The sequence below is a fragment of the Paenibacillus sp. FSL P4-0184 genome (assembly GCF_038004625.1).
Taxonomy (GTDB): Bacteria; Bacillota; Bacilli; order Paenibacillales; family Paenibacillaceae; genus Paenibacillus_AQ.
This window is the reverse complement of record NZ_JBBORN010000001.1, coordinates 4616397-4640443: the sequence shown is the minus strand read 5'-3', so window position 1 is coordinate 4640443 and position 24047 is coordinate 4616397. Positions and strand designations below refer to the sequence as shown.

The following is a 24047-nucleotide window of genomic DNA, read 5'->3' as shown; positions in this document are numbered from 1 at the left end:
GTTGTTAAAGTTACACTTGTAAAGATCATACACAGTAGGGGGAATTGAAGAATGATCAAGTTCAAGAAAATGTGGTCGCTTCTCACGGTCACAGCACTTATCACTCTCACAGCATGTGGCAGTAGCGGCACATCTAATGAGAATGCCAAAAATGGTAACGCTACCAATAATACCCAATCCGAAGCAGATGCTGCTTTCGCAAAAGGCAAATACGATCCACCGATCGAGTTCAGTGCCGTATTGATGCCTAAGAAGTATGTTCAAGGTGATACCAAAGAAAACAACGTTCACGATCGCTGGATGCTTGAAACATTGGGTATGAAGCATAAAGATACTTGGTATCCTGCAAATGACGATCAATACAGACAAAAGCTTCAACTTGCCATTGCTTCCGGCGAAAAGCTTCCTGATTTCGTTTTTGCACCAACTAACGCAGTATTGACCAATCAGCTTATTGATTCCGGTCAGTTCATCGCTATCGATGAGTTGTTTGATAAGTATGCAAACAAAATTCTGAAAGATCACGTTGCAGCACATCCAGAACTTTGGTACCCATTCACTAAAGACGGTAAGAAATATAATCTGCCGATCCTTGAATATACCGACAATGATGATACGCTCTTGTGGTTACGTGAAGATTGGATGGAAAAGCTGAAGCTGGAAGCGCCTAAGACCATCGCCGATCTTGAGAACATCATGGATAAATTTAAGAACGAAAACCCTGATGGCTTAGCGCCTAAAGATGTGTACCCGCTTGCAATTTCTTTGAAAAACAACACAAATACCTGGATGGGCCAACTAGACTGGTTATTCGGAGCATACGGTACAATTGAGGAACAATGGAACAAAGATAAAGATGGCAATCTTGAATATGGTTCCATTAACCCAGGTGCTAAGCAAGCACTCGCAAAGCTTAGCGAATGGATGGATAAAGGATATATTCACACGGACTCCGCCCTTTGGGATGAAGGTAAATCCGCTGAGAGCTTCACGAAAGGTGCAGCTGGTATTCTGCCAGGCGCCAACTGGGTTCCAGACTGGCCTGCTCCCGATCTTATGAAGAATGTACCTGGAGCGAAGATTAAAGGTTATCCGGTTCCAGCAGGACCAGATGGTTTGATTGGAACCAAATGGCAGAATTCCGGTGTAAATGCTAGTATCATGATTAACAAGGATGCTAAGCATCCAGAAGCTATTTTCTTGTACTATAACTACTTGCTTGATAACTTAGCTAACCCTGCTGCAGGCAGTCAATATGAACATGGCTTTGCTAAAGGTTATGATTGGGACATGATTGATGGACAACCTACAAGTGATAAAGCGAAGATTAAAGACTTCTCCAATGAATTCCCATTCTTGACAGGTCCGGCCCGTATTCCTGATCTGTTTATGAAGACTTTGGTTAAACTTGCTGACGGCGAGACACCTGTAACACCTTATGAAAAGCAAATGGCAGAGTTCCGTAAACCAGAAAACTGGGCGGCAGGAAAAGTTGTTATGTCACAACTAGACGTCCGTAAACAAAACTACTTTACTGGTGCTGCTACACCAACGATGGTTTCCAAATGGAACCTGCTTCGTCAGTCCGAAATGGAAACTTTCAACAAAATTATTTATGGCAAACTGCCAGTAGACTCCTTTGACCAATTCGTTGCCAATTGGAAATCCAATGGTGGTGACCAAATCACTAAAGAAGTTAACGAATGGTTCAAATCTGTATCTGCGAAATAAGCTTTCACAAACATAGAACAAGCCGGAGCGTGATTCATTCGCTCCGGCTTGTTTTTTATAGAATTTGCACTCCTCTGGTAAAATAGAAATAAGATAAGGTCGTATACAAAGGTGGGATTGAATGATGAAGGGAATACCCAATGGAATTACGTTTGGCAGAATCATTTTGGCAATGTTGTTATTATTCCTCGATCCGCTAAGTTTGGCCTTCCTTGTAATTTATATCCTTTGCGGGGTCACCGATCTGATCGATGGACCTATTGCTAGAATGACGAACACAACAAGTAGCCTTGGAGCAAAACTGGATTCCGCAGCCGACACGATACTGATAGCGGTCTCCTTATTTACACTATATCCGCTTCTGGGACTTACGCTCGAAATCATGATATGGATCTTCATGATCGCGGTCATCCGTCTAACATCGATAGGGGTTGCCCTCCGAAGATTCAAAACTTACGCAAGCATTCACACCTATGGCAATAAACTGACCGGACTCCTCTTATTTATAACTCCTCTATGGCTTCTCCACATCGATCACACCATTTGGAATGTCTTTGTATGTATCATTGCTACCATATCCGCCGTGGAGGAATTCATCATCCAATTCACTTCAAAACAATTACAGTTAGACCGAAAAGGATTGTTTATTAAAAATTGATCCATTAGAAGCGACTTTCTTGCTTCGATTCCGACAAACTCAAATAGTCGAATTTCACTGAGCAGCCTTCACCTTGGGGAGATTGTGCGACAACACCTGCTACGCATTCAGCACCTTCCTTCATTCCAAAATATCGGATCAGTGTCCAATTCGTTCCGTCCTCTGAATAGGAGAAGGTAACACAATGATTTTGTTTGGTAATACGCAAATACGGATTGTCTACAGCAACTTGTACGGAGTTACAATCATCTGACATCCCTTCCCTTGTCACCACAGACACGATTATGGGATACTGTCCGTCAAACTCAAAGCAAATTTTGGCCCAGTTATAATGGTCCATCATAAACATGAGGCAGCCTGAATCATATTTATGCCGCATATTGACACTAATTCTGGTCGTCATTTCAAAGGAAGTACCCACAGAGGTGGATAAGAATGGCGCTGAACTTGCGAAATGTTTACCTGCCGGGTCTTGGAAAAAATCCGATTTAGGTGGTGCAATTATTGTAAGCTCATCTAAGTCTGAAAACTCCCAACGCTCGGGGCAATTCATCCAGCTCAGTTGTTCTCTTGTCTCTTTTACAAATAAGTTATTAGTCATTCTAATTCTCCTATCATGAATGGTTTTTTGATCACAAATTTTCCTTTCTCTGTAATAATGGCAGGTAGCTTTTATTTTTACAATCAATGATGCAACAATAGTGAAATATTCACATAATTTTCTAAAGAAAAACCAAAAAGGGATAACTCCAAGGAGTTACCCCATGATCATAATCAATCCTTATCAGGAATGATAAATGACACCGTAGTTCCCAAGCCAGGAATACTTTGAATGTGCAAGCCACGTCCATATAATTGCGTCAATCTTCTATCCGTATTAAGCAGCCCAATACCTTGATTCTTATAGCCATTCGGATTTAACAGCATGCTGACTTGTGCTTCGTCCATTCCAATCCCTGTATCTACAATGTTAAAATGAACAGCATCCGCACGTGTCTCAATGTGAATACGCAGTGTTCCACCTTTAGCGCGACTTAAAACGCCATGTCGAACAGCATTCTCAACTAGTGGTTGAATCGTAAGCGGAGGCATCAACATTTCAAGATTTGCATCTACTTCCCATTCCACATGGAGTCTCTCTTCAAAACGTTGCTGCTGGATATATATATAATTCTCCACCAGTTTAAGCTCCTGTGACAGCGTAACGAGCTTGCCTGCATTTAAGAAGTCAAAACTTATGCGCAAATAAGTTGTGAATGCATCTGATAGCTCTCTCATTTTGGCAGTGTCAAAGTCACTTAAGGACATGATCGAATTCAGTGTATTGAAGAGAAAGTGTGGATGGATCTGCGCTTGTAAATAAGCACCCTCCATCCTCAACCGATCATTGACCGCTCGCTTCATAGATGAAAGGGACAAGGCTCGATACTTCAATTCCATCGCATCTACCGGTTTGGTAACATAATCATTTGCTCCAGCCAAGAAGCCCGCATAGACATCCTCCCGCTCACTACGAGCAGTCAGTAGTATAATAGGTAATTCATACATCGTGAACCGCTCACGAATCAATCTTGTCAATTCATAACCAGACATGCCCGGCATCATCACATCAGTGATGATCAGATCAAATCGATCATGGTTTAACTTATCCAGCGCTTCCCGTGCAGAAGTCGCAGTCACCATCTGATAGGTTCCATCTGACAAAATATTTTGTAAAACTTTTAGATTGACCGAATCATCGTCAACTGCCAGAACACGTATAATATCAGAGTCTGAATCAACCTTAGAGAGTGGCTCTACTTCCTTCGTGGAATATGTGGCAGCTACCATAGTAGATGTCTCAGCTGTTATCCATGCGCTGAATGGTGATAATGTTATCGTATCCTTTTCTAGTTGAACATCCGAAATAGATGATTGAACACGCTCATCTACTACGGGTAATTTGAAGCTGAACTTACTCCCCTGACCCGGCTGCGATTGCAGCAATAATTCACTCCCGTGCAGCTCGACCAGTTCCTTGCAGATGCTAAGTCCCAGTCCAATACCACCTTCCCCGTAAGCCCCTTGTTCATAGCGCATAAAGACACGTTTCTTCAATGCCTCATCCATACCTATTCCTGTATCCGTAACATGTATCCATACATCCCTACCCACTTGTTCAGCGACCAGTTCAACCTTACCCTGTTCGGTATACTTAAGTGCATTATGAACAAGATTTATCAGAATCTGTACCAATCGCTCCTCATCAGCATGTACACGCGGCAAATCCTCATTAATATGCATGCTAAGCTCCACCTTTGTTCCACCGGTAAGGAAGCGTAACATATCCAGCACGCCCTCAGCCAAGGAGCTTACATGCACTGCTTTTATATTCATCACAATCCGTTTATCCTGCAATCTCACCACATCAAGCAAATCATTCAGCATGAGCGACATCCGCCGACTAACCATAATTAGCAGTTCCATATCACGCTGACTCTCTTCATCCAGCACATGTTTTTTCCTCGTTAACACGCTCTGGGCAATATTCATAATTCCATGTAGGGGAGTCCGTAGTTCATGTGACGTATTCGCCAGAAAACGGTCTTTTAATTTATTCGTCTCTGCCAATTGAGCGTTTAATAACACATTCTGATGGGACTGATTAAAGTATCTTCTAAACCAATAAGCAGAAAAAGTGGCTAGTGCAGCAATTAAATCTACCGGATAAAACATAAATTGCGAGGTTCCTACGTAATAAACAGACGCCCATAGTATATTGTTAATCACAGCAAGCACTGAACATAATAAAAATAGTGCACCCTCAGCTCGAATGGATACCATCTTTATAAAATAATAAGCCGTCCAACATACTGGAACGTAATACAGGATCATATAGACCCCTTTTTCGATTGAATATAGCACTGTCTCTTCTGGACCAAAGATTATAAATAGTGTAAAAACGAGGAGTGAGAAGATGTAACTATAAAAGGCCTTGCCTTTCCGCAGATTCCCATAAAGCTCTCTACCCATCAGGAACAGGAACAAGCAGAACCCTATATACGAAAGAACCTTTAGCTTCAACGTCCAGGCAAAATCAACCTGAAGAAACCGGAACAATAGTCCATTATGTTCAACCCCAATGGATACAGCCGCTGCAACCATCATCGAGAAGAAAATAATCAACTCTGTTTTTCGCACATCCATCAAATAGATGATCAATAAATACAGCCCATGTAGTAGAAGCAGTACCCCTACGATTAGCTGCAAGCCGATGGAATTCCAGTAGACTGTATCTATCTCATGTTGAATGCCAAACTCTACAGACCTAACAATGCCTCCTTTTAACGGAGACTCATAATTTGATGCCCGAACAAACAGATCCATTTGTTTCTGATCTATCGATGTATAACTGATCAGGAATGACTTCGCGACAGAAACATGGCCTTCTTTCTCTTCAGATAACTCACCAAACCGTGAGAGAACTGTTCCATTAATCTCCACTTCAGATGCAGTATAGATAGATTGGAACCAAAAGCTAAGTGGCTCAGATAAGGGTTGATCCAGCAGAATTCGCAAATGATAAGTTCCGTATCCATATGCCTTTTTTTGCTCTTCAGGCTTAAATATAGCATTCCAGTTACCCGGCACCTGAAGCCTCTGCCCCTTCGTAGCGTTATCAATATTGGTAGCATTCACCCATTGTTCAGGATAAAATTCCCATTCACCATCCAGCGGAAAAGAGCTTAGTGATTCAATATCCACCCCACGTAAATCTAATACACCTTGCTTCACAGCAGGTGGATTGGATAACGAAAAATGATTATGCCAGCCCCATCGCACAACAATCAACAGACCGATAAATACTACTATGTATAACATATGACTTAGCTTAATTTTATTCTCCAAAGTTCTCATGTACGCCTCATTCTTCGATAAATTTAATAGTGCTATATTCCCATCTTCCACTATTGAATATTATAGTCTGATTATACTATATTATGATGTTTATAGAGGTGGGTAATCCTAGTTTCAAAGGACAAAAAAAAGAAACTCCGTTTTGAGCGGAGTTCCCTTTTTTTAAATTATATCGAATCACTACTCTTGTTCATTAGCATTTCTACCATTTCTTGATAACCCCTATTTTGCGCATGCTGTAAGGGACTAACTCCGTTAGAATCTGCTATATGAATATCAGCACCATGATGTATTAACAATTGCACTATAGCCTGATGTTCTTTGCCCCCATCGCCTAGTATGATAGCTTCTAGTAATGCAGTCCAACCCAGATTATTGACATGATCAATATTGACGTCAGAACTTGTAAGAAGTTCTTCCACAATATCCACATGACCACGGTCTGCAGCAGGGATGAGTGCGGTCCCCCCAAACCTATTCACAATTGAGGTATCAGCACCTGCAGCAATAGATACCTTCACAAAATCAAGCATTCCTTCAGCGCCTGCATAAAGAAGTGGATTATCCGAGCGATTGTCGCGGATATTGATATTGGCACCTTTTTCAAGCAATAATTTGAATATATCCAGTTGATTCGTGTGTACAGCGATTAAAGCGGGCGTTCTACCCTCATTATCTGTAACATCAATATCTGCACCGTCTGTTAATAGTTTTGTTATAAGCTCCTTATCTCCTTGACGAGTCGCTGCTAACAGCGCTTGGTTCAGCTTATCCATTTCATTATTCACCTCCTGAGTTGATTGCTGCCCTTTGTTGTTTAACACCTTGAAATCATCGGTCTGACATCCTGATATAAAGAGTAAGAGTGTTAGGACGAGAAAGCGCATGACATTCAACACCTTTCATGTAGACTCCCCTTATTTCGAAGTGAATGTGGCTTGAGAAGTTGCCCATGCGCCTAGTGGTGTTACAGTATACACTGTCCCAGCAGCCAATTTACCGCTATTCGTAATATCGAATACACCAACAGCACCTTTACGACTGGAGAATTTATAGGTTGCAACCCATTTGTCTCTGTTTGGAGCGGTTAGTTGTACACTACGGCCCGAAAACAATTCATCGCCAGGGTCTTGAGCCAAGGATACATTGATGGATGTATCGCTGACAGCTTCAGCGCCAGAGATTTGCAGTGGAGATATTTCTTTTGCTTCGAATGAAGGATTTGCTATATTGGCCCAGTCAGATGTTACGGTATATTTCACACCCGGTTTCAAGACTTGTCCTTCAGGAAGCCGGAATTTCGGCTCAATCTTACCATCTGTTGATTGTGTAAATGGAACATACTTGGCAACGATGGATTCTCCACCTTCTGGGGTAATCGTTACTTGTCTACCTTGCATGGAAGGAATGATTTGATACGTGATGCCATTTGCTCTGTTGTTCTCATCCAAAACAAATGCGTTAGCACCACGTCCACCACTGTATGCAGAGATGACATATCCATAGTCAATGACGCCATTTGTTTTCAGAGCTTCAATCTCAAAGGTGTCGTTGGTTACCTGAGTGGTTGCTGTCATATCCACCTTGGCTGCGTTTCCTACAAATGATCCTGCATTCTTACCTTTGTACGTTAAATTATAGGTTGTTCCAGCTTTTTGCACCGATGTAGGAACAATGTACGTTGCAACAGAACCCGATTTCAGCCGCGGCATATTCGTTAAGGTTAGACCGTCATTGAATACAAAATCTTCTTTTGCTTTAGCAAACACCTCATTCTCAGCTGTCAAAGGAGCATCCAAGGTTACGATTAATGTAATTTCATTGATCGATTTCACACTTGTAATTTGAGCTTTATCGGATGGCATTGCTTTACGTGCTGTATTCAGTAAGGCCGCTGTTTCGCCACGTGTTACAGGTCCAGAAGTGGATTTCAATTTATTAGCCCAGTAGTTAACCGATAAGACATCACGCTTCAACGCCTTCGATACAACTTGCACGATTTCTTCATCCGTTACCGTTTTATTAGGGCTAAATTTACCATCTTCCGTTTCCATTATCCCTAAACCAACAAGTACTGACGCATATTTGTAATACCATACGTTCGAATTCACATCGGTGAATGGGGCAGTGTTCTCTTCAGCGCTTTGTAATTTAAAAGTCAATACTACCATTTTCGCTAATTCTGCACGATTGATTGGATGGTGCACACCCATCGAATGATCTGAATAACCCTGTAACACACCTAGTCCCGCAAGTACTTCAACGGCTTCTTGAATTTCTTTATCTGAAAACTTAGATGCAGCTGCGGATATTCCTATGTTGCCTGATGTAGGTGCTGCTTGTACATTTAACACGGCAAAGGGTAAAGAAGTTGCGCCTAGTGTTGCTGCGATCATTAATGCTGCTGCTTTTTTAGAAACGATTCTCACTGTATTTCCCCCTCTAAAATCATTAAGTTATTTGTTGCTCATGTCTATAACTGAATGATAAAGGAAAGAAATAAACTCCCCAGAAACGATTTATTAATAAAGTATTAACTAGAGCTTAAAATTATCGAAAATCTTAAAGAAAAACGCCATTACACCGTAAACCGGTATCCCGCACCCCACACCGTTTCAATATATTGTGGATTCGAGGGGTCCGCTTCCAGCTTCTCCCGTATTTTGCGAATATGAACCGTAACCGTTGCGATATCTCCGCTGGAGTCCATCCCCCAGATCCGTTCGAATAAATCATCTTTGCTGAATACCCGATTCGGATGACTCGCTAAAAAGACCAGTACATCGAACTCCCGCGCGGTAAACAAAACCTCATGATTACGTACATACACTCTGCGGGCATTTTTATCGATATGAACTCCACGGATTTGGATCTCATGCTTCTCCATTGGCTCTAGCTTGCTGAGCATGCGTTCATATCTCGTTAGGTGCGCTTTCGCTCTTGCCACTAATTCACTTGGACTAAAGGGCTTCGTAATATAATCATCCGCTCCGAGATTAAACGCCCGAAGCTTATCGATCTCCTCTTTCTTCGCAGATACGATAAAGATCGGCACTTCCTTAGCCTCCCTAATACGGCGGCATAATTCAAAGCCATCGATGCCAGGTAACTGCAAATCTACGATAATAAGATTATAATCCCCTTCAAGAGCATGCCCAAGCCCTTCAGAACCTGTATGACATATATCAACGGCAAAACCGTTCAGTTCAAAATAATCTTTTTCCAATTGCGCTATCGTTGCCTCATCTTCAATAATCAGAATCCGTGTCATGCGAATGAAATCCTCCTTCATCGGTCGTTCGCTTTAAAGTAAAGAACAAGCTTGATCCCACACCTGGTTCACTTTCCATCCATATCGACCCACCATGCCCTTCAATAATCTGACGAGCTATCGCAAGACCAAGTCCGCTACCGCCTGTCGATAGATTCCGAGAAGGCTCTGCACGATAAAACCGTTCAAAGATATGTGGAAGTGCTTCAGCATCAATACCCATTCCATTATCCTTCACTTCAACAGTCACCCATTCACTATCCACTTGCAGAGAAAAACGGATTAAAGGGTCCGGCTTGTCCATATACTTCAGCGCATTTCCAATTACATTCAGTAATACCCGTTTTAATTTATCCAAATCTGCAACAACCTCAATACGCTCGGAGTTATGGTCGTCTAGCTGAAATGAAACTCCTTTATTTTCGTTATGGTAGCGCATCTCTTCGATACAATCCTCAAGGAATGCAATAATATCCACAGCTTCGAACGAAAATGGGACCTGATTCAAATCCAGCTTGGAATATAGGAACAATTCATCAACCAATTTATCCATTCCAATGGTTTTGTTATAAATAATGTCGACGTACATGTCCATCTTCTCAGGTGTATTGGCGACACCATCTCGTATGCCTTCAATAAACCCTTTAATATTCGTAATCGGAGTACGTAAATCATGTGAGATATTTGAGATTAATTCTTTCCGATTCTCCTCATATTGCAGACGAAGGTTCACTGACTCTTGCAACCTCTGTCTCATCGTTTCGAATGCTTTATTTAACTCCCCAATCTCATCTTTGGATTGCAGGTTAAGTTCAAATTGAAGGTCACCCTCTTGAATTCGTTCTGCGGAATCCCTTAACTTGTTCAGTGGCTTAATAACACTTCGTGTAATCCAGCGATATAATAGCACATTCGCAATCACAAGAACGCCAATTAATATCAATGAAAAGATTGGTAGCAGCCTCCGTGTGAGTTCCGCAAAAGGGCTATGCTCTTTGATGACGAAAACACTGCCTTTCACCCCATCCGAATATTTAAAGTCAAATTTGGCATAGCCATAAAATCTTTCTTTAATATTAAACGTGTTACGAATCTGATAGTTATTGAGATCGTAAGGAGGTAAAGCATCCTTTAAATCAGGTTGATTGAAGGTGCGTGATTCAAACACAGGGTCATTCACTCGCCTTACAAATAGTCCCGCTTTCTCTGTCTTTAGCTTAAAATCATATTCCAGTAACAAATCCTTGTTCTGCAATTCATCCGGGTCATGCTTAGCTAAATACTTTAATTCTAAAAAAATCGACTCCTCTTGCTCCGACAACGGATTTAATTGATAGTGCACTTTATAAAAATCCCGAAGACTGTGAACATCTCCAGTAGATGCAATTGTAAATAAAGCTGCCGTCATTACGATGATAAGTAAACTAACGACTAGCATTCCCGTATAAGATAACAGTAATTTTATCCGAATCGACACGACTGTTCCCCTCTCACTAGCATTGGAGCCGCTAAATAGTCATCTCCGTATTTTAGTGAAATACTATCACATGGGGAGAGCGTTTGCTAACAGAAAAAAACTTCTACCAACACTCGGCAGAAGTTTTTATAGAACTTAATTTACGCGATCTCATTAATGACTGATGCATTTTCCAGTGATGAGAATACTTTATCGAAGCCTGCTTTAGAACGAGAAAATAATTCAGATGAACTTTGCGTGGAAGCTGGTGCTAGGACTTCTTGGGCGATCACACCGGTATACCCGATCTTTTTCAGGCTTCCCAAGAATCCTGTGAGATCAATAGTTCCTTCCCCTGGATACAATCGATCGAAATCTAACAATTCCTCTATCGGTAGAGGTTTAGCATCATTAATATGGACATATGCAATTTGATGCGGTTGTAATTTCAGCAGATCCTCACTCGTTAATCCATTCGTATGCCAATGGTAAGAATCCAATAACAATCCGATGTTCCTTACTTGAATCGTCTCCATCCAGTTCAACGTATCCTGCATCGACCAGATCAATGGATTTGCCCATTGTGTACGTAAGTGATGGGGGCCAACGAACTCTAAGGCTAATGTAATTCCATAAGCGCCTAATATTTCTGCACATAGTCTTAAACGTCTCGTGGCTGCATTTATGAACGGTGCGACCGGAAGATCTGTCGAAGGTAAAATATATGTACAACATGTCGTACAATTTAATGCAGCAGCGGCCTCAGCCATTTGGGTAAGCGATTTCAACCCTTCCCTGAAGCTATCCTCTGTCGTGCGCCAATCTACCGCTAAACCAAATGATCCTAACATGATGCCATGACTTTCCAGCAATTGAACAGCCCCATCCTTACCATACTGCTGCACTAACTCCAATGGATTTGCGTCTATCGACTGAAAGCCGAATTGGCTCGCAAGTCTGATATATTCTTCATTAGAACCCATCTCACCCAAACCTGCTGTTGTTAATCCTCTTATCATCGTCGTTCTCCCCCTTATGACCAATCTAACAGTTCGTCATTTCTAGTCTAGCGCATCGTGCACTCGAATAAAACCATCTCTAGTCCCCTTTAACAAATTCTACGATTTAATTGCAATAATGTTTTTTGTCAAAAATTAAGATGGAGGAGGTAAGTTTATGTAGGGGAGACGACATGCCCTTCCTTTCATTTTCGTTCAAAGATCCTTATACTTGCTTGGAGAAGCATTTCAAGGGAGATTGAACAGTATGGACATAAAAAAATTGCAATACTTTATCGCAGTAGCAGAGGAACTGCATTTTAACCGTGCAGCAGAGAAGCTAAATATGACGCAGCCTCCCTTAAGCCAGCAAATTCAAGCTCTGGAGAATGAGATGGGTGTGAAACTATTAGAACGGAACAAAAGACAAGTTCGTCTAACGCCAGCGGGGGCGGTATTTCTAGAGGAGGCTAAATCCATTTTATCTCAACTGGAACGCTCTATTAAAACAACACAATTAGTCGATCAAGGAATTATCGGACATTTGAACATTGGATTTATAGATTCTGCAGCTGGTGGAGTATTGGTTAATATGTTAAAAATGTTTCGGGAACGTTATCCACAAGTACAACTCACATTACATGAGATGACGTCTGCTCAGCAGTGGCAGGCTTTACATGAAGGAACGATTCACATTGGATTTGTACGTTATACAGAGTCGGGCAAACATATCGACCATCGTCCCTTAGTCAATGAATCGCTTATTGCCGTTTTGCCAGAGCAGCATCACCTAGCTCATTTACCGGTATTATCCATTCGTTCTTTAGCTTTAGAGCCTTTTATATCGTTCCCACGCCATTTAGGAGCTCCTTTTCATGACCTCATTATGAGCTTCTGCGCCCAACACGACATGTATCCGAATGTAGTACAGGAAGCCATTCAGATGTACACCATTGTAAACTTGGTAGCCGCTAATCTTGGAGTTTCTATTGTTCCCTCTTCCGTTGCTATTTTTCAGCGCGAAGGTGTCGTATTTCGTGCCTTTGAAGAAAGCACACCATCGATTCCCCTTTATGCCGCTTGGAGAACCGATTGCGATCGTGCCTCCTTATCCGCGTTACTAGAGATCATAGGACAAATGAGTTCAGAAGTTATTAATGGTGAATGATATAATATTCAGCCCGTTTTTCTAGGATCACGTTCAACGAGTCCTTCTAGCACCCTATCGATTTGCATCATAACTTCCCTATCCAGACGAACTCCCGCAGCTTTGGCATTTTCTATTACTTGCTCAGGCTTGGATGCCCCAATAATTGCAGATGAGACTTGTGGATTTTGCAACACCCATGCTATAGCCAACTGCGGAAGCGTCAACCCAACTTCGCTGGCGATGGTAGAGAGATTCGAGATCGCCTCAAGCACCTCAGTCCGAAGCCACTGACCCGCCAATTTATTCATAAATGGTGAGCCCGCAGCGGTTGAAGCACGAGAACCCTCTGGCAATGGTTGCCCTGGCATATATTTACCTGAAAGAATCCCTTGAGCAAGCGGTGACCAGACCACCTGTCCAATCCCTTCCCGCTCACAAGCTTGAACTACCTCCGTCTCCATCACACGCCATAACATCGAATATTGAGGTTGACTAGCCACCAATGGCACCTTCAATTCCCTCGCCAAAATAGCACCTTCTGCTATCTGATCCGCCGTCCACTCACTTATCCCGACATAGAGAACCTTACCTTGACGTACCAGATCCGAAAAAGCCAAGAAGGTCTCTTCAAGGGATACTGTTGCGTCAAAGCGATGCGCATAATAGATATCAATGTAATCGGTCTGTAATCTGTTCAGTGAAGCATGGCACGCCTCCATAATATGCTTGCGGGACAGACCTCTTGCGTTACGTCCCGTCCCTGTGGGATGGCACACCTTGGTACATAATTCGATATCAGCTCTGTGCACTCCTTTTAATGCTTGGCCCAGCACCATCTCAGCTTTCGTATCGGAATATACATCTGCAGTATCAAATGTTGTGATCCCTACATCCAATGCAGCGTGAACACAAGCATGGGCAGTATCATTGTCCACTTGAGCACCATGTGTAATCCAATTACCATAAGCAATCTCACTTAGATGTAAACCACTCGTTCCTAATTTGCGATAGTTCAATTTATACCCTCCTTTAGATAACAATCTGATTGTAACAAAGAGATATTAATACGAGAAATACTCTTTGATATGCGATTTAATTCAAAAAAGATATTACTGAGATACTTAAAGATAATAAAAAACGCCCTTTAGGCGTTTTTTTCGGTAAATATTCTGTTTCGAAACTCTAACTTCGCCTATACTCCGGTGAGTATTAACCTCCAAACCTTGTTACCGCACCACAACTAACAGTACAATAATTCCGAGCCAAAACAGCCAGCTTACTGGGTGACCGAAATTTAATCCCCAGCCGACTCCGAGCCTTTTCTTGACGATTAGGTTTGGATCTTTACGATTGAAATAAATCATACCTAATCGCCATTTATCATCATCATGGACAGGTCTGACATTGGAGCTATCGGCAGATCGCTTCAAGCGGCTTTCGCCCTGACCAGCCCAGAACGTTAAGGCAAAGGCGTATATGATAATAAGGGCTATTATGATTAGGATAATAGGGATAGCGAAATTCATGTTAAGCAGAGATATCATGTTTAGTTGCACAACAGAAAACAGGATAACCATTAAGAAGCTTGCTGTAAGCATAAAATATGACCAAGTACGGCGGTAAGTTGCGTCTTGTCTGATGGAACGGTTAGGATCATTGGGTTGAACCTGCTGCTTTACTCTGCGAATACTCCAATTCTCAAATATGAACAAAAGTGTTATGAACACTTGCATTATCGTAGGCATAAACACAGAACTAAAAGATTTAGCTGCATAGCGGTCTACGTTCCAACTGCTGTTGTAATGGATCGGAATCTGATCAGGAATCAGATCGTAGTTGTATAGCACAGTTACAATACTAACAACAGTAATTAAAACATGAATGAGGAACCAATTATTAGACAAGCCAATGTTTCTTTTCCGAAATCCAGTGTCCACTGCCATGATCGATGGTTCCAGAGCAATAGGCAGCATAGGTAGTAAACTTTTCATTTTGAAATGATAGCTAATGTTTATGACTAGGGAGATTACGACCATGGCGAGTGAATAAGTGACAATGATCCAACTTTGTTGCTTGGAATGTTCATCACCGTATATTAGACAGATGATACAAACAATGAATAGGATGGTATGCAAGGTAGCACTAATCCTAGCATATGACTTCCGCATCTGGCGTAGAGGCTCACTATGGAATTGTACAGGGCTGACGGTGACCCCAAAACTAATCGTCTCTTTTGTTAAATAAGGCATGCTTACCATGAGTACAATGGCAGGTACAAATACAAAGATCATTACTATAACAGGCATTATCGTCATATCATTCGCCTCCTCTTATACATAAGTGTGTATTTAAAAACTCTATAACCCTTATAGCATAGGCGATTCAGCGCTATGCCTTTTTGCGTATGATGATCCTATTAACTTAGGATAGGTGATCGACTTGAACATAAATTTTATTATAATCGATTTTAGTGACTGTAGGGGTGAAATTAACAATTTATCCAGTTTTTTCGCTACGCAGAGCTACTCATCTGAAACTGAATTATGGCAAGTACATCTGTTTGAAATTCTGTGTAGGTAAAGGACTGGTTTTCATTATCCCAATTTTTTTCGATGCATAGCCACGAAACGATAGACAGGATTTCGGACACTTACTTTAAATATTCTGCAATTTGGATGACTTGTGTGGATAATATATAAACATTATCAAACTCTTGTCGATTGATTCCTATGGACGCTAAAGTGACACTCGGTGCTGAATGCGATTAATCTTACGATTTAATGATGAGAGGAAACTGAACAGCATATGCCTTATATTGATCGAAATGGTATGAACATTTATTATGAATATCTTCACTCTAACTCTCTTAACCAACAAATAGACGCTATCCTGATTATCCAAGGAGCGGGTATGAATTTACTTTCCTGGGATTTGATTGTTCCTTATTTGCAGCAACACTATCATATCTTCGCTATGATTTGCGCAGACATGGATTGAGCGATAAAGGGCCAGACAGAGTAGCTTGGAGACTGCTATTCACTCTTTTTCTTCTAGAGCAGCTCAATATTTCTTCTTTTTTCGCTGTTGATCATGGAGCAGGAAGCATATGTGCCGTGCTGCTCGGAATTTTCAAACCGGAAATGGTCTTAGAATGTAGCCTGCACTCTATTCCATTATTTTTTCCAAAAAGCACAGCAGCTAAATTCACAGAGCATTGAAGTTCGGTAGTTCAAAATAACTCAATAGAGCTACTAGCCGATTATGTCATTCCAAACATCACTCTTTATACATCAGACAGTCCTGAGATTTCACAATTATATGAAGGCTTCTATAAGGTTTCACTTGAAACCTATTTTGAGCTTTGGGAAGCTTTTGTAGACATTCATGATGAAATTTTTGTCCAGCTTAAAGGAAATACCAAACCTGTAGTCATCGTTTCAGGTGATCTTGACCCCATTTATCCGACCTATTTATCCGGTTTACAGACTACTTATATTCCAAATTCGCAATGTATGACGATTATCAATTCATCAAATATGACGTTATATGATCAGCCTGAAGAAACTTACAAGCAGATCCATCACTTTTTTCAGAATGCAATGCATCACCCAAAAGTGAAGATGCGTTTCTTCAAGCACTTCATAATGAACTATTTGAAAGGATGGATGAACAAAACCAAGTTACATCTGAGAACATAATAAGAGTCGATTTATTTAATAATTTCCGAATATTAGTTAATGTGGAGCAAATTGTTGAAGGCTGGAATCAGCGCTACGCCAAGCAAATTCTCATCTATTTGGTCATGAACCCCTCAGTAACAAGAGAACAACTATGTGATGATTTATGGGGTGAGGTTGCAGCAGGAAAAGCGCGGCATAATTACGGAAGTACTTAACTCATCTGCGTAAGATCATTAAGAATGATGAATACCATTTTCTTATGTTGGACAAAGAACATATTTACTTGAGCGGGAATATTGAATGTGACTTAACTGCATTTATTAAACTCCTGGATGACGCTTAGATTGAACAGAATCCCATACATAAACAGCAACTTTGTACGCAATTGTTTGATCAGCTTCATAAGAACTCATTTAGAACATTGTCCGATGATTGGATATTGGGTTTGCGTAATCAATGGGAAGAAAGACTTTTTACGCTAAGTCAGTTCATGGCTGAAGTTTGCTTGGAGTCAGGGGAATTAAGTAAAGCCTTTGAATATATGGAATGGACGGTTCACTTTCAACCGGATAATGAAGAGATGTTGAAGCGAATTGGGGATTTGTATTTGAGGTATAGTCGATTGGAGCTTGTAATTGAGGCAGCAAAATATCATTAGAAGGATTGTAAAACTCCCACTCCTTTAGCTGCGGGAGTTAATTTATGTAAAAGATCCAATTCATTTTCCTCAAAACGAGGGCATTAGCTCGCAGCACGAATTTTGCTAAACTAAGTTACTATCATCCCAAGGATACCCTTTACCCTTACGTTCTTCCTAAAAACCATTTTACTGTGAATGTCAATAAATATAATAATCCAGGTAACTGGAGCAGCAACTCAATAAAAGCAATTTGAGAATCAGAATTAAAAACTAATAAACCAGTAGATTTTTTAGTTTCATAAAGAATTTGAAGACAATAAAGCACGTACCACCATTTCGAGATTTCAATCATGAATAACAAAGAATATATTCCAGGTTTTCTCCAAATATCTTCTTCATAATCTCTACTAAAATTAATTTTATGTTTAATAATGAAAATTAGAAGGATTAACCCAAATGAGATTGTAAATATAATGAATCCAACTCTTGCAAATAAAGAAAGTACAATTGTAATTACTTCTATTACATCAGGTAGCTAAATAGGTTTAGGTAAACTGAAATAAATGATATCTAACTCATGATTCCAATAGAGTCCTGCTAGAAAAATAACGATACATGGAATAAATAGCATTTCCAATATTTCGCTTCTTTTTTTGTAATTAACTCAAATAAATTTGCTAAGGTATCCATTAAATAGCCCATTCCTTATCAAAATAATTTCGTCTGACGTTCTAGCATTCACTTTCCTCACCCACCTAACACAGTCTGTTACGTGCACGGCCGCACTTAGCCTTCAGGATTTTGTTGTATCAGCGTCCTTAAAACTTCTCAGAAGAACACCATAAGGAGCCACTGCTTGAATATATGTTATAAGATGGAGTCACTTCTTTAATCTGCTTTCGGCAATTGACTTTTGAAACTTTTCAATAATTCTTTCTAATCTTCTAATAAGATTATCATATGTAACAATATCCATCACATTTTTATATTTTCTTTTAATAACTTCTAAATCTCGAAGTTGTTCAATACCAAGCTCTTCTTCTCTTCCAAGAATTATGATAGCATTAGGATTTGTTATGTTAATCTTGAGACCATCTGGAAGCAAATCCTTATATTTATTTGTTAGCTTTAATTCACCTAGTCTACCCGACTTGTTTAAATGAAACAGATACTTTTCTACTTGCATGATAGTACCTGAAAGTTCTCTAACGGGGACATAATTATCTCTATATGTTCTTGTCGAAATTAAGGCATTAAAATTAGGCTTTTTTATTTCAACAACATCAATATTTCCATTTGAGTCAACGAGCATATAATCTAATCTTCTTTCTTTCAAATCGTAATCGTCGTAGACACTTACTTCTTTAAATACTGTGATATATTTAGGGTAAATCAATATTAAAACGTCAATAATTTCGTTTTGCCAGTCTAATTCAGAATAGCCTTTCTCATTTTCCAGCATATCTTTAAGACGATTCAATACTATCCGATACTTAGTGATTTCATACTCAGCGAATGAAGAGCTTAAGCTTGATTTAGTACTTTTATCCACTGACTTTTTAGACATGTAAGAATTATAGTCCAATTCAAAATCTTGCTTTACATTTACATACTCTTTTAATAAATGACTAATTCTTGCATTAGAATATTTCTGCAGTTCAGTAGAGTTAGGAAATACTTTTAATAGTTTACGGAATTCTTCTATAGGTAAATCCGATTCTTTTGGACCAATAAATAAATCCCCTTCTATTACATCAGAAATCTTCTTGAAAATAGATATATTATTCCATGTTTTAAATATATTCAGTTTAAGTTTTATACTTTTGTGAATAAATAGCTCATTCTCTATCCCTATTGCAGTTTTTCTAATTCTAAAATAGTCTCCTTCTAATTTTGCAAAATAAAATTGTATTTCTTCTATTACATTAAATTCTTCTAAATCGTTCTTCTTATATAAATCGCCCTTTTTAAAATAAAAGGTTTTTCCTATAGTTATTTCTTCGTCATTATCGAATTTATTAGTTATCCAATATAATCCGTCTCTTGGTGTATATTGAATTATTATTTCATTACCAATTTCTTCAAATCTAATCATATAGTCTCCTTAATAAACTTTACTTTGTCATAAACTGAATCTTATTACTTATATTAAACTTATAATTTATATTTATTGGATTGTTAAACACGATTCCGAGCCTCAACGGGGCGGCCTCGATGCGGTTAAGTTCGCAGGATCGTCTGCCTAGGTACACTTCCTCGAAACGCCTCGAGCAGACCAAGGGCCGCAAGGCCCGCCGCGTGAATATGATGTTAGCTGAAGTGCTTTGAATATACCCTCATAGTCCTTCTATTCTTTGCCCATCCTTAAACCATATTAATTCAGGCATGCTAAATGGCATAACATTTAGCTTAATAAACAGACCATATTCATAATGTAAGTTATTTGCTTCTGACGGATCTGTATATGCATCTAATTTCAAAAAATCAAAGTCATTATTTATTCTACTGCTTGATTTCTTTACTTCTATTACTAATAAATTTTTTGATTTACCTCGCTTATGTACAATAATATCAGGATAAACTGATAGCTCACGATAAGCTTTATCTGTAATAATCTCTAGGGCAGTTTTACCTTCAGCTAATTCTTCTAGTTTTCGATCCAAAATATAAATCTTTTTAGATCTATGTATATTTAAGAAATTCCTGTTATACTCACAATCTACCGAGTAGAATGATCCAAACTCTTGTTGAAGATATTCACCTATCTTATGCGTGATTGATCTCTCATTTACATCGTTCTCCAATAAATATAGATCATAGTTAATTAATCGATTTAATGCATTGCCAACAGCTCTTTTAACAAAAGACATATATACAGCCATGACCTGCCTCCAATCTTCGCATTTCAGCTAACGTTCTCGTATTCACAAACCCGTAGGGTTGTCTGCCAGTTTCCACTTTCCGAATTATCTACTGGCAGATCCAGGACCGAACGGTCCGCAGCGTGATTATATTGTTATTAGAAGGGACCCTGTAATAATTTCACTTTAATAAATTTTTCATTCTTTCTCTTGATTTCTCAACCCAAAATGGCTCTTTTGGTAAATTACTGTTAATAATGAATTCCTCAATATTTTTTGATTCGTCAGTATGTATTCTCCATATCTTCTTTTTAAGGTTAGTTCTGATCCATAAATCATCATAATTTCTCAAATTGGGTTCAAAGCAGAAGTAAAAAGATTTTTTGGAATATTTTGTGCTTAATTTAAATGACTCTTCAAGAGTAAGCAGAATATAAGGAATATAATCAATTGACAAATCCTTGTAAAACCATATTCTTTGTTTATTGGCTTTTTCGATTAAGTTTCTAAACACAGGAAATTTAAGCCCACCGTCGCATAATTGGTCACATTTTAAATAAATATAATAATAGTTCGCAACAAATTCATCTTTAACTTTTTTTGCATTTTCTTCATCAACGGTTGTGGGATATAGATTATTATATCCAAGAGAATTTTGATTAATTGTAGGACAATTAGTGTGTGGCTGATTATGCCAAAAATGAGCAGTTTTCCCCTGTGTATGATCAGCACGTATCTTCAAAGTGTTATTACATACCATACACTCCCCTAAATAGTCTGGTCCAAAATTAATCAACCAATCTTTAATTGTATATGTTTTTCTGTCTGCCGGGTTTATTGCTTTTTCCACTTAAATACCTCCAAATAAAATTAATTACTACGTCCTTTGGGATACCATTATATTCACGAACTTCGTGAAACTACCAGCTTCCTCACAATATTCAAATATAATTTGGCCGAACGTCCCGATGACCTATAGGCATATTATACTATGGAATAGAAGAATATGATGATTCCAATCCTATAGTTCAAACAAAAAAACTTCCGCCAAAACACCAGCAGAAGCTTCTTTAAATAATTGATTCACGCGAACATCTCATCAATGAGAGGTTCGTGTGTGTTACTAACATCACCTATACCCTATAGTTAAGAAGACAGGCTTGTTGTTGCGCTTGGCGACTTCAAAAGCTTATTTGGATCAAGGCAACCAGTTCACCATTTTTTACATTTTGCAGCAGATATGACAACTTTTCTCCGGCTAATCTATTGGGTAATTTTTGAGTTGTCATGGAGAATCGCCTCGTTGGATTTGGGTAAAGTATTGCTTAAGTTCAGTTTAGCTAAAAAGGTGAGGTAAGACTTGAGTTGGAAGAATTCAACTAGTAATCATTCAGTACTCCTTGTATCTCATGAGGGTATTCAATTTCCTGTAACAAACATTTCAGCAAATCACGATAATCCGAATAATTTGTTTCAATTATAAATGCTATTTGTTGAGATATTAAAGTAAAACTATTCATTGACACTAGGACACCAACAAGTAATGATTGCGCCATAAGATTATTAAATTTCAATGCAATATTCATTAATATCCTTGTAACATTTATTTGTAATGCTATATTTTGTGTCTCATAGTAAATACAATCTATAAGTAAAGATACTTGATCCCAGTCCGCTTCATTATTGTTTGATATATTGGATATATTTTCTTCAGTCATCTGTACAAAAGGAATCATTAGTGCGTCATATTTGGCACACTCCACAAATACATTTATCGGAATTGATTTGAATGGCACTATAAAATTTTCAATAACCCTATCAGAATCCTCAACTTGAACTGATGCAATAAACTTTAAAACATAATTAACATCGGCCGAAAAATCTTTAAATTCATAATTTTCCAAACTATAAAACGGAAAATTTTCTGTTCTCATACTTTTTTTATCCATAATATTAATGTCGTCAATAAGTTCTTTAGTAGTCTGATACCGTTTAGTACGCTCCTCCTCCATAGCCTTCATAACAATTAGCTGATAGTTTACTGTCTTCCTGTATCGTTCTTCTGGTGATCTCCCACTTAATAAATAATAGAGCATTGCACCTAATGAATAAATATCAGATAAATGATCGGCACTCTTCAAACTGTTTAATTGTTCTGGCGCGGTATAACCTGCTCTTCCATAACCATAAACAAAGAGTCCTGTTGATTTCGATTGTGATCGCTTATCTTTTGCTAGTCCAAAATCAGCAACTTTTACTACTATAGTCCCGTCACTCTCTTTAAATAACAAAATATTATGAGGAGCTAAATCTCGATGACTAATTTTACGGTCATGAAGATAAGCTATACCACTTAAAATATCTTCAAAAATACTTAATCTTATATCTTCCGATATATTGGAATTCAGTCCCAACCATTCATCTAATGAAGCATCTGCCAAAGGCATTGTGAAAAGGAATGGCTCATTCACTAGTTGTATTTTGCTAATTTCAATTATATTTCTATGAGAAGCTTTCTCTTTTAGAAACTTCACTTCTCTTTTGAATCGGAGATAATGATCGTCTCCTTCTACTTCATTATTTTTAAACATACGGGATCTTTCGAAAAGAACTTTACATGCTAATTCTTTTTTTAATATAGGATCAAACACTCTATATACTTCTGCAAAGGATCCTTCACCAATCTTTTTTAAGGGAATTAATTGATAATCTCTTTCCTCTTCATTATCTAAAATCCATAAACGATTTGTTTTTTTATTAGCATCTGGACAGAACAAAATATTATTACCTTTTAAAATATCTTCAATCTGTTCTTCATTTGGATTTGGAATGAGTTCAGTTCCTAATGTCAAATGTTTTAATACTTGTAATGCAAACAACAACATTTTACCGCCATCAGATTTAGGACTGAAGTAATCATAGTCACCAGTAAATTCATAAGCAAGCATTGGTAAATAGATGTTACTCTTTAAAGGGAGGTAATTAAATATTTTATTAATTAATTCAAGCAAATGTTTTAAGGAGTCCGGCCTCTTTTTGTGCATAATATGAATAAATGGTGCGTTTTTATAAGTCATGATAAATAAAATGAATTGGTAGAATGAACTTTCCATCGGATAATCACTCAAAAGTGTTTGGAAAAATTTCTTCTTTTCCGTATCATAACGCTGCTTGTCTTCACTTTTTGAAGTTAATTCCCCCCCGTAGTACATTTTTAATAAATCATTTAGATCATATCCATCGAATAATTCTCGATATTTACTATTCCGAATTTCCTTTTCAATTTTGTCAGCGGCAATTGGAATTACCTTCTCATTTCCATAAACCGAACCAAAAAAACCGTTTAATACCCGCAATTCATCAGATGTTGGAACTTCAAGATTAACTATCGTACTTCTGGTAATTCTTCCATAACTTCTGTATTTTTGACGAAAAAGCAAGAACACTCTGTTAAAGCCATCGATGTTCCGGAAAATCTCGACTAATTGCTGTAATGATGATTCCATCTATCCAGTTTCCTCCGGTATGTTTTTCTATAAGCTTTTAGCAAGCATATTATGCTAAGTTCTTTCGTCTTTTTAAGAGAAACGTAAGGGTTATAGAAAACCCATCATCTTGTCACATTATTCCTCATAATTCGTCCTATTTGCCAACTTCATGAAGAATTCCATTCACCTCCGCTGCACGTGGTGAACACCAAATAAC

Annotated in this window: 18 protein-coding genes; 5 read left to right on the top strand and 13 right to left on the bottom strand. The window is 38.7% G+C overall.

Annotated elements, in window-relative coordinates; all coding sequences use genetic code 11:
- The first annotated feature begins 51 nt into the window (after positions 1-51).
- Positions 52-1731, top strand: a complete 1680-nt coding sequence (locus tag MKY52_RS20370) for an ABC transporter substrate-binding protein (RefSeq protein WP_341053105.1) — start codon at positions 52-54, stop codon at positions 1729-1731.
- A 121-nt stretch (positions 1732-1852) separates the two neighbouring features.
- Entirely contained in the window at positions 1853-2389 is a 537-nt protein-coding gene (locus MKY52_RS20365) for a CDP-alcohol phosphatidyltransferase family protein (RefSeq protein WP_341053103.1), read from the top strand.
- Positions 2390-2393: 4 nt separating this feature from the next.
- On the opposite strand, the gene MKY52_RS20360 is transcribed toward MKY52_RS20365, so the two are convergent.
- The 7 genes from MKY52_RS20360 to MKY52_RS20330 form a co-directional block, all read right to left on the bottom strand.
- Entirely contained in the window at positions 2394-2990 is a 597-nt protein-coding gene (locus tag MKY52_RS20360; RefSeq protein WP_341053102.1) for a DUF1349 domain-containing protein, read from the bottom strand.
- 173 nt (positions 2991-3163) lie between these two features.
- Positions 3164-6286, bottom strand: a complete 3123-nt coding sequence (locus MKY52_RS20355; RefSeq protein WP_341053100.1) for an ATP-binding protein — start codon at positions 6284-6286, stop codon at positions 3164-3166.
- A gap of 167 nt (positions 6287-6453) precedes the next feature.
- Positions 6454-7062 (bottom strand): ankyrin repeat domain-containing protein, encoded by a 609-nt coding sequence (locus MKY52_RS20350; RefSeq protein WP_262495720.1) that lies wholly within the window; start codon positions 7060-7062, stop codon positions 6454-6456.
- 141 nt (positions 7063-7203) lie between these two features.
- The gene (locus MKY52_RS20345; protein WP_341053098.1) at positions 7204-8715 is read right to left on the bottom strand and encodes an S-layer homology domain-containing protein; all 1512 of its coding nucleotides are present in this window, start codon (positions 8713-8715) and stop codon (positions 7204-7206) included.
- A gap of 149 nt (positions 8716-8864) precedes the next feature.
- Positions 8865-9557, bottom strand: coding sequence for a response regulator transcription factor (locus MKY52_RS20340; RefSeq protein WP_341053097.1), 693 nt, complete (start codon positions 9555-9557; stop codon positions 8865-8867).
- Positions 9535-11034, bottom strand: a complete 1500-nt coding sequence (locus MKY52_RS20335; protein ID WP_341053095.1) for a sensor histidine kinase — start codon at positions 11032-11034, stop codon at positions 9535-9537. The genes MKY52_RS20340 and MKY52_RS20335 overlap by 23 nt, the downstream gene beginning before the upstream one ends.
- Before the next feature lie 140 nt (positions 11035-11174).
- On the bottom strand, positions 11175-12032 hold the full coding sequence (locus tag MKY52_RS20330) for a sugar phosphate isomerase/epimerase family protein (RefSeq protein ID WP_341053094.1): 858 nt from the start codon (positions 12030-12032) through the stop codon (positions 11175-11177).
- Between the two features lie 247 nt (positions 12033-12279).
- On the opposite strand from MKY52_RS20330, the gene MKY52_RS20325 reads away from it, so the two are divergent.
- On the top strand, positions 12280-13179 hold the full coding sequence (locus MKY52_RS20325) for a LysR family transcriptional regulator (protein ID WP_341053092.1): 900 nt from the start codon (positions 12280-12282) through the stop codon (positions 13177-13179).
- Between the two features lie 8 nt (positions 13180-13187).
- Here the strand turns inward: MKY52_RS20325 and MKY52_RS20320 are convergent, their stop codons facing one another.
- Together MKY52_RS20320 and MKY52_RS20315 are read right to left on the bottom strand one after the other, a co-directional pair.
- A complete protein-coding gene (locus MKY52_RS20320) occupies positions 13188-14177 on the bottom strand; it encodes an aldo/keto reductase family protein (protein WP_076179944.1) in 990 nt (329 codons plus the stop codon).
- Between the two features lie 210 nt (positions 14178-14387).
- Positions 14388-15476 carry a DUF1648 domain-containing protein gene (locus MKY52_RS20315; protein WP_341053091.1) on the bottom strand — a complete coding sequence of 363 codons (1089 nt, stop codon included), beginning with the start codon at positions 15474-15476 and terminating at the stop codon, positions 14388-14390.
- A gap of 1346 nt (positions 15477-16822) precedes the next feature.
- On the opposite strand from MKY52_RS20315, the gene MKY52_RS20310 reads away from it, so the two are divergent.
- Together MKY52_RS20310 and MKY52_RS20305 are read left to right on the top strand one after the other, a co-directional pair.
- Positions 16823-17056, top strand: coding sequence for a hypothetical protein (locus MKY52_RS20310; protein ID WP_341053089.1), 234 nt, complete (start codon positions 16823-16825; stop codon positions 17054-17056).
- A gap of 230 nt (positions 17057-17286) precedes the next feature.
- Positions 17287-17499 (top strand): hypothetical protein, encoded by a 213-nt coding sequence (locus tag MKY52_RS20305; RefSeq protein WP_341053088.1) that lies wholly within the window; start codon positions 17287-17289, stop codon positions 17497-17499.
- Positions 17500-18361: 862 nt separating this feature from the next.
- Here the strand turns inward: MKY52_RS20305 and MKY52_RS20300 are convergent.
- From MKY52_RS20300 to MKY52_RS20285, 4 genes are all read right to left on the bottom strand, one after another.
- On the bottom strand, positions 18362-19576 hold the full coding sequence (locus MKY52_RS20300; protein WP_341053087.1) for a Shedu immune nuclease family protein: 1215 nt from the start codon (positions 19574-19576) through the stop codon (positions 18362-18364).
- Between the two features lie 241 nt (positions 19577-19817).
- Positions 19818-20363 (bottom strand): hypothetical protein, encoded by a 546-nt coding sequence (locus MKY52_RS20295; protein WP_341053085.1) that lies wholly within the window; start codon positions 20361-20363, stop codon positions 19818-19820.
- 160 nt (positions 20364-20523) lie between these two features.
- Entirely contained in the window at positions 20524-21192 is a 669-nt protein-coding gene (locus MKY52_RS20290) for a hypothetical protein (RefSeq protein ID WP_341053084.1), read from the bottom strand.
- 529 nt (positions 21193-21721) lie between these two features.
- Complete coding sequence (locus MKY52_RS20285) at positions 21722-23848, bottom strand: protein kinase domain-containing protein (RefSeq protein WP_341053082.1); 2127 nt, start codon at positions 23846-23848, stop codon at positions 21722-21724.
- Positions 23849-24047: the final 199 nt, after the last annotated feature.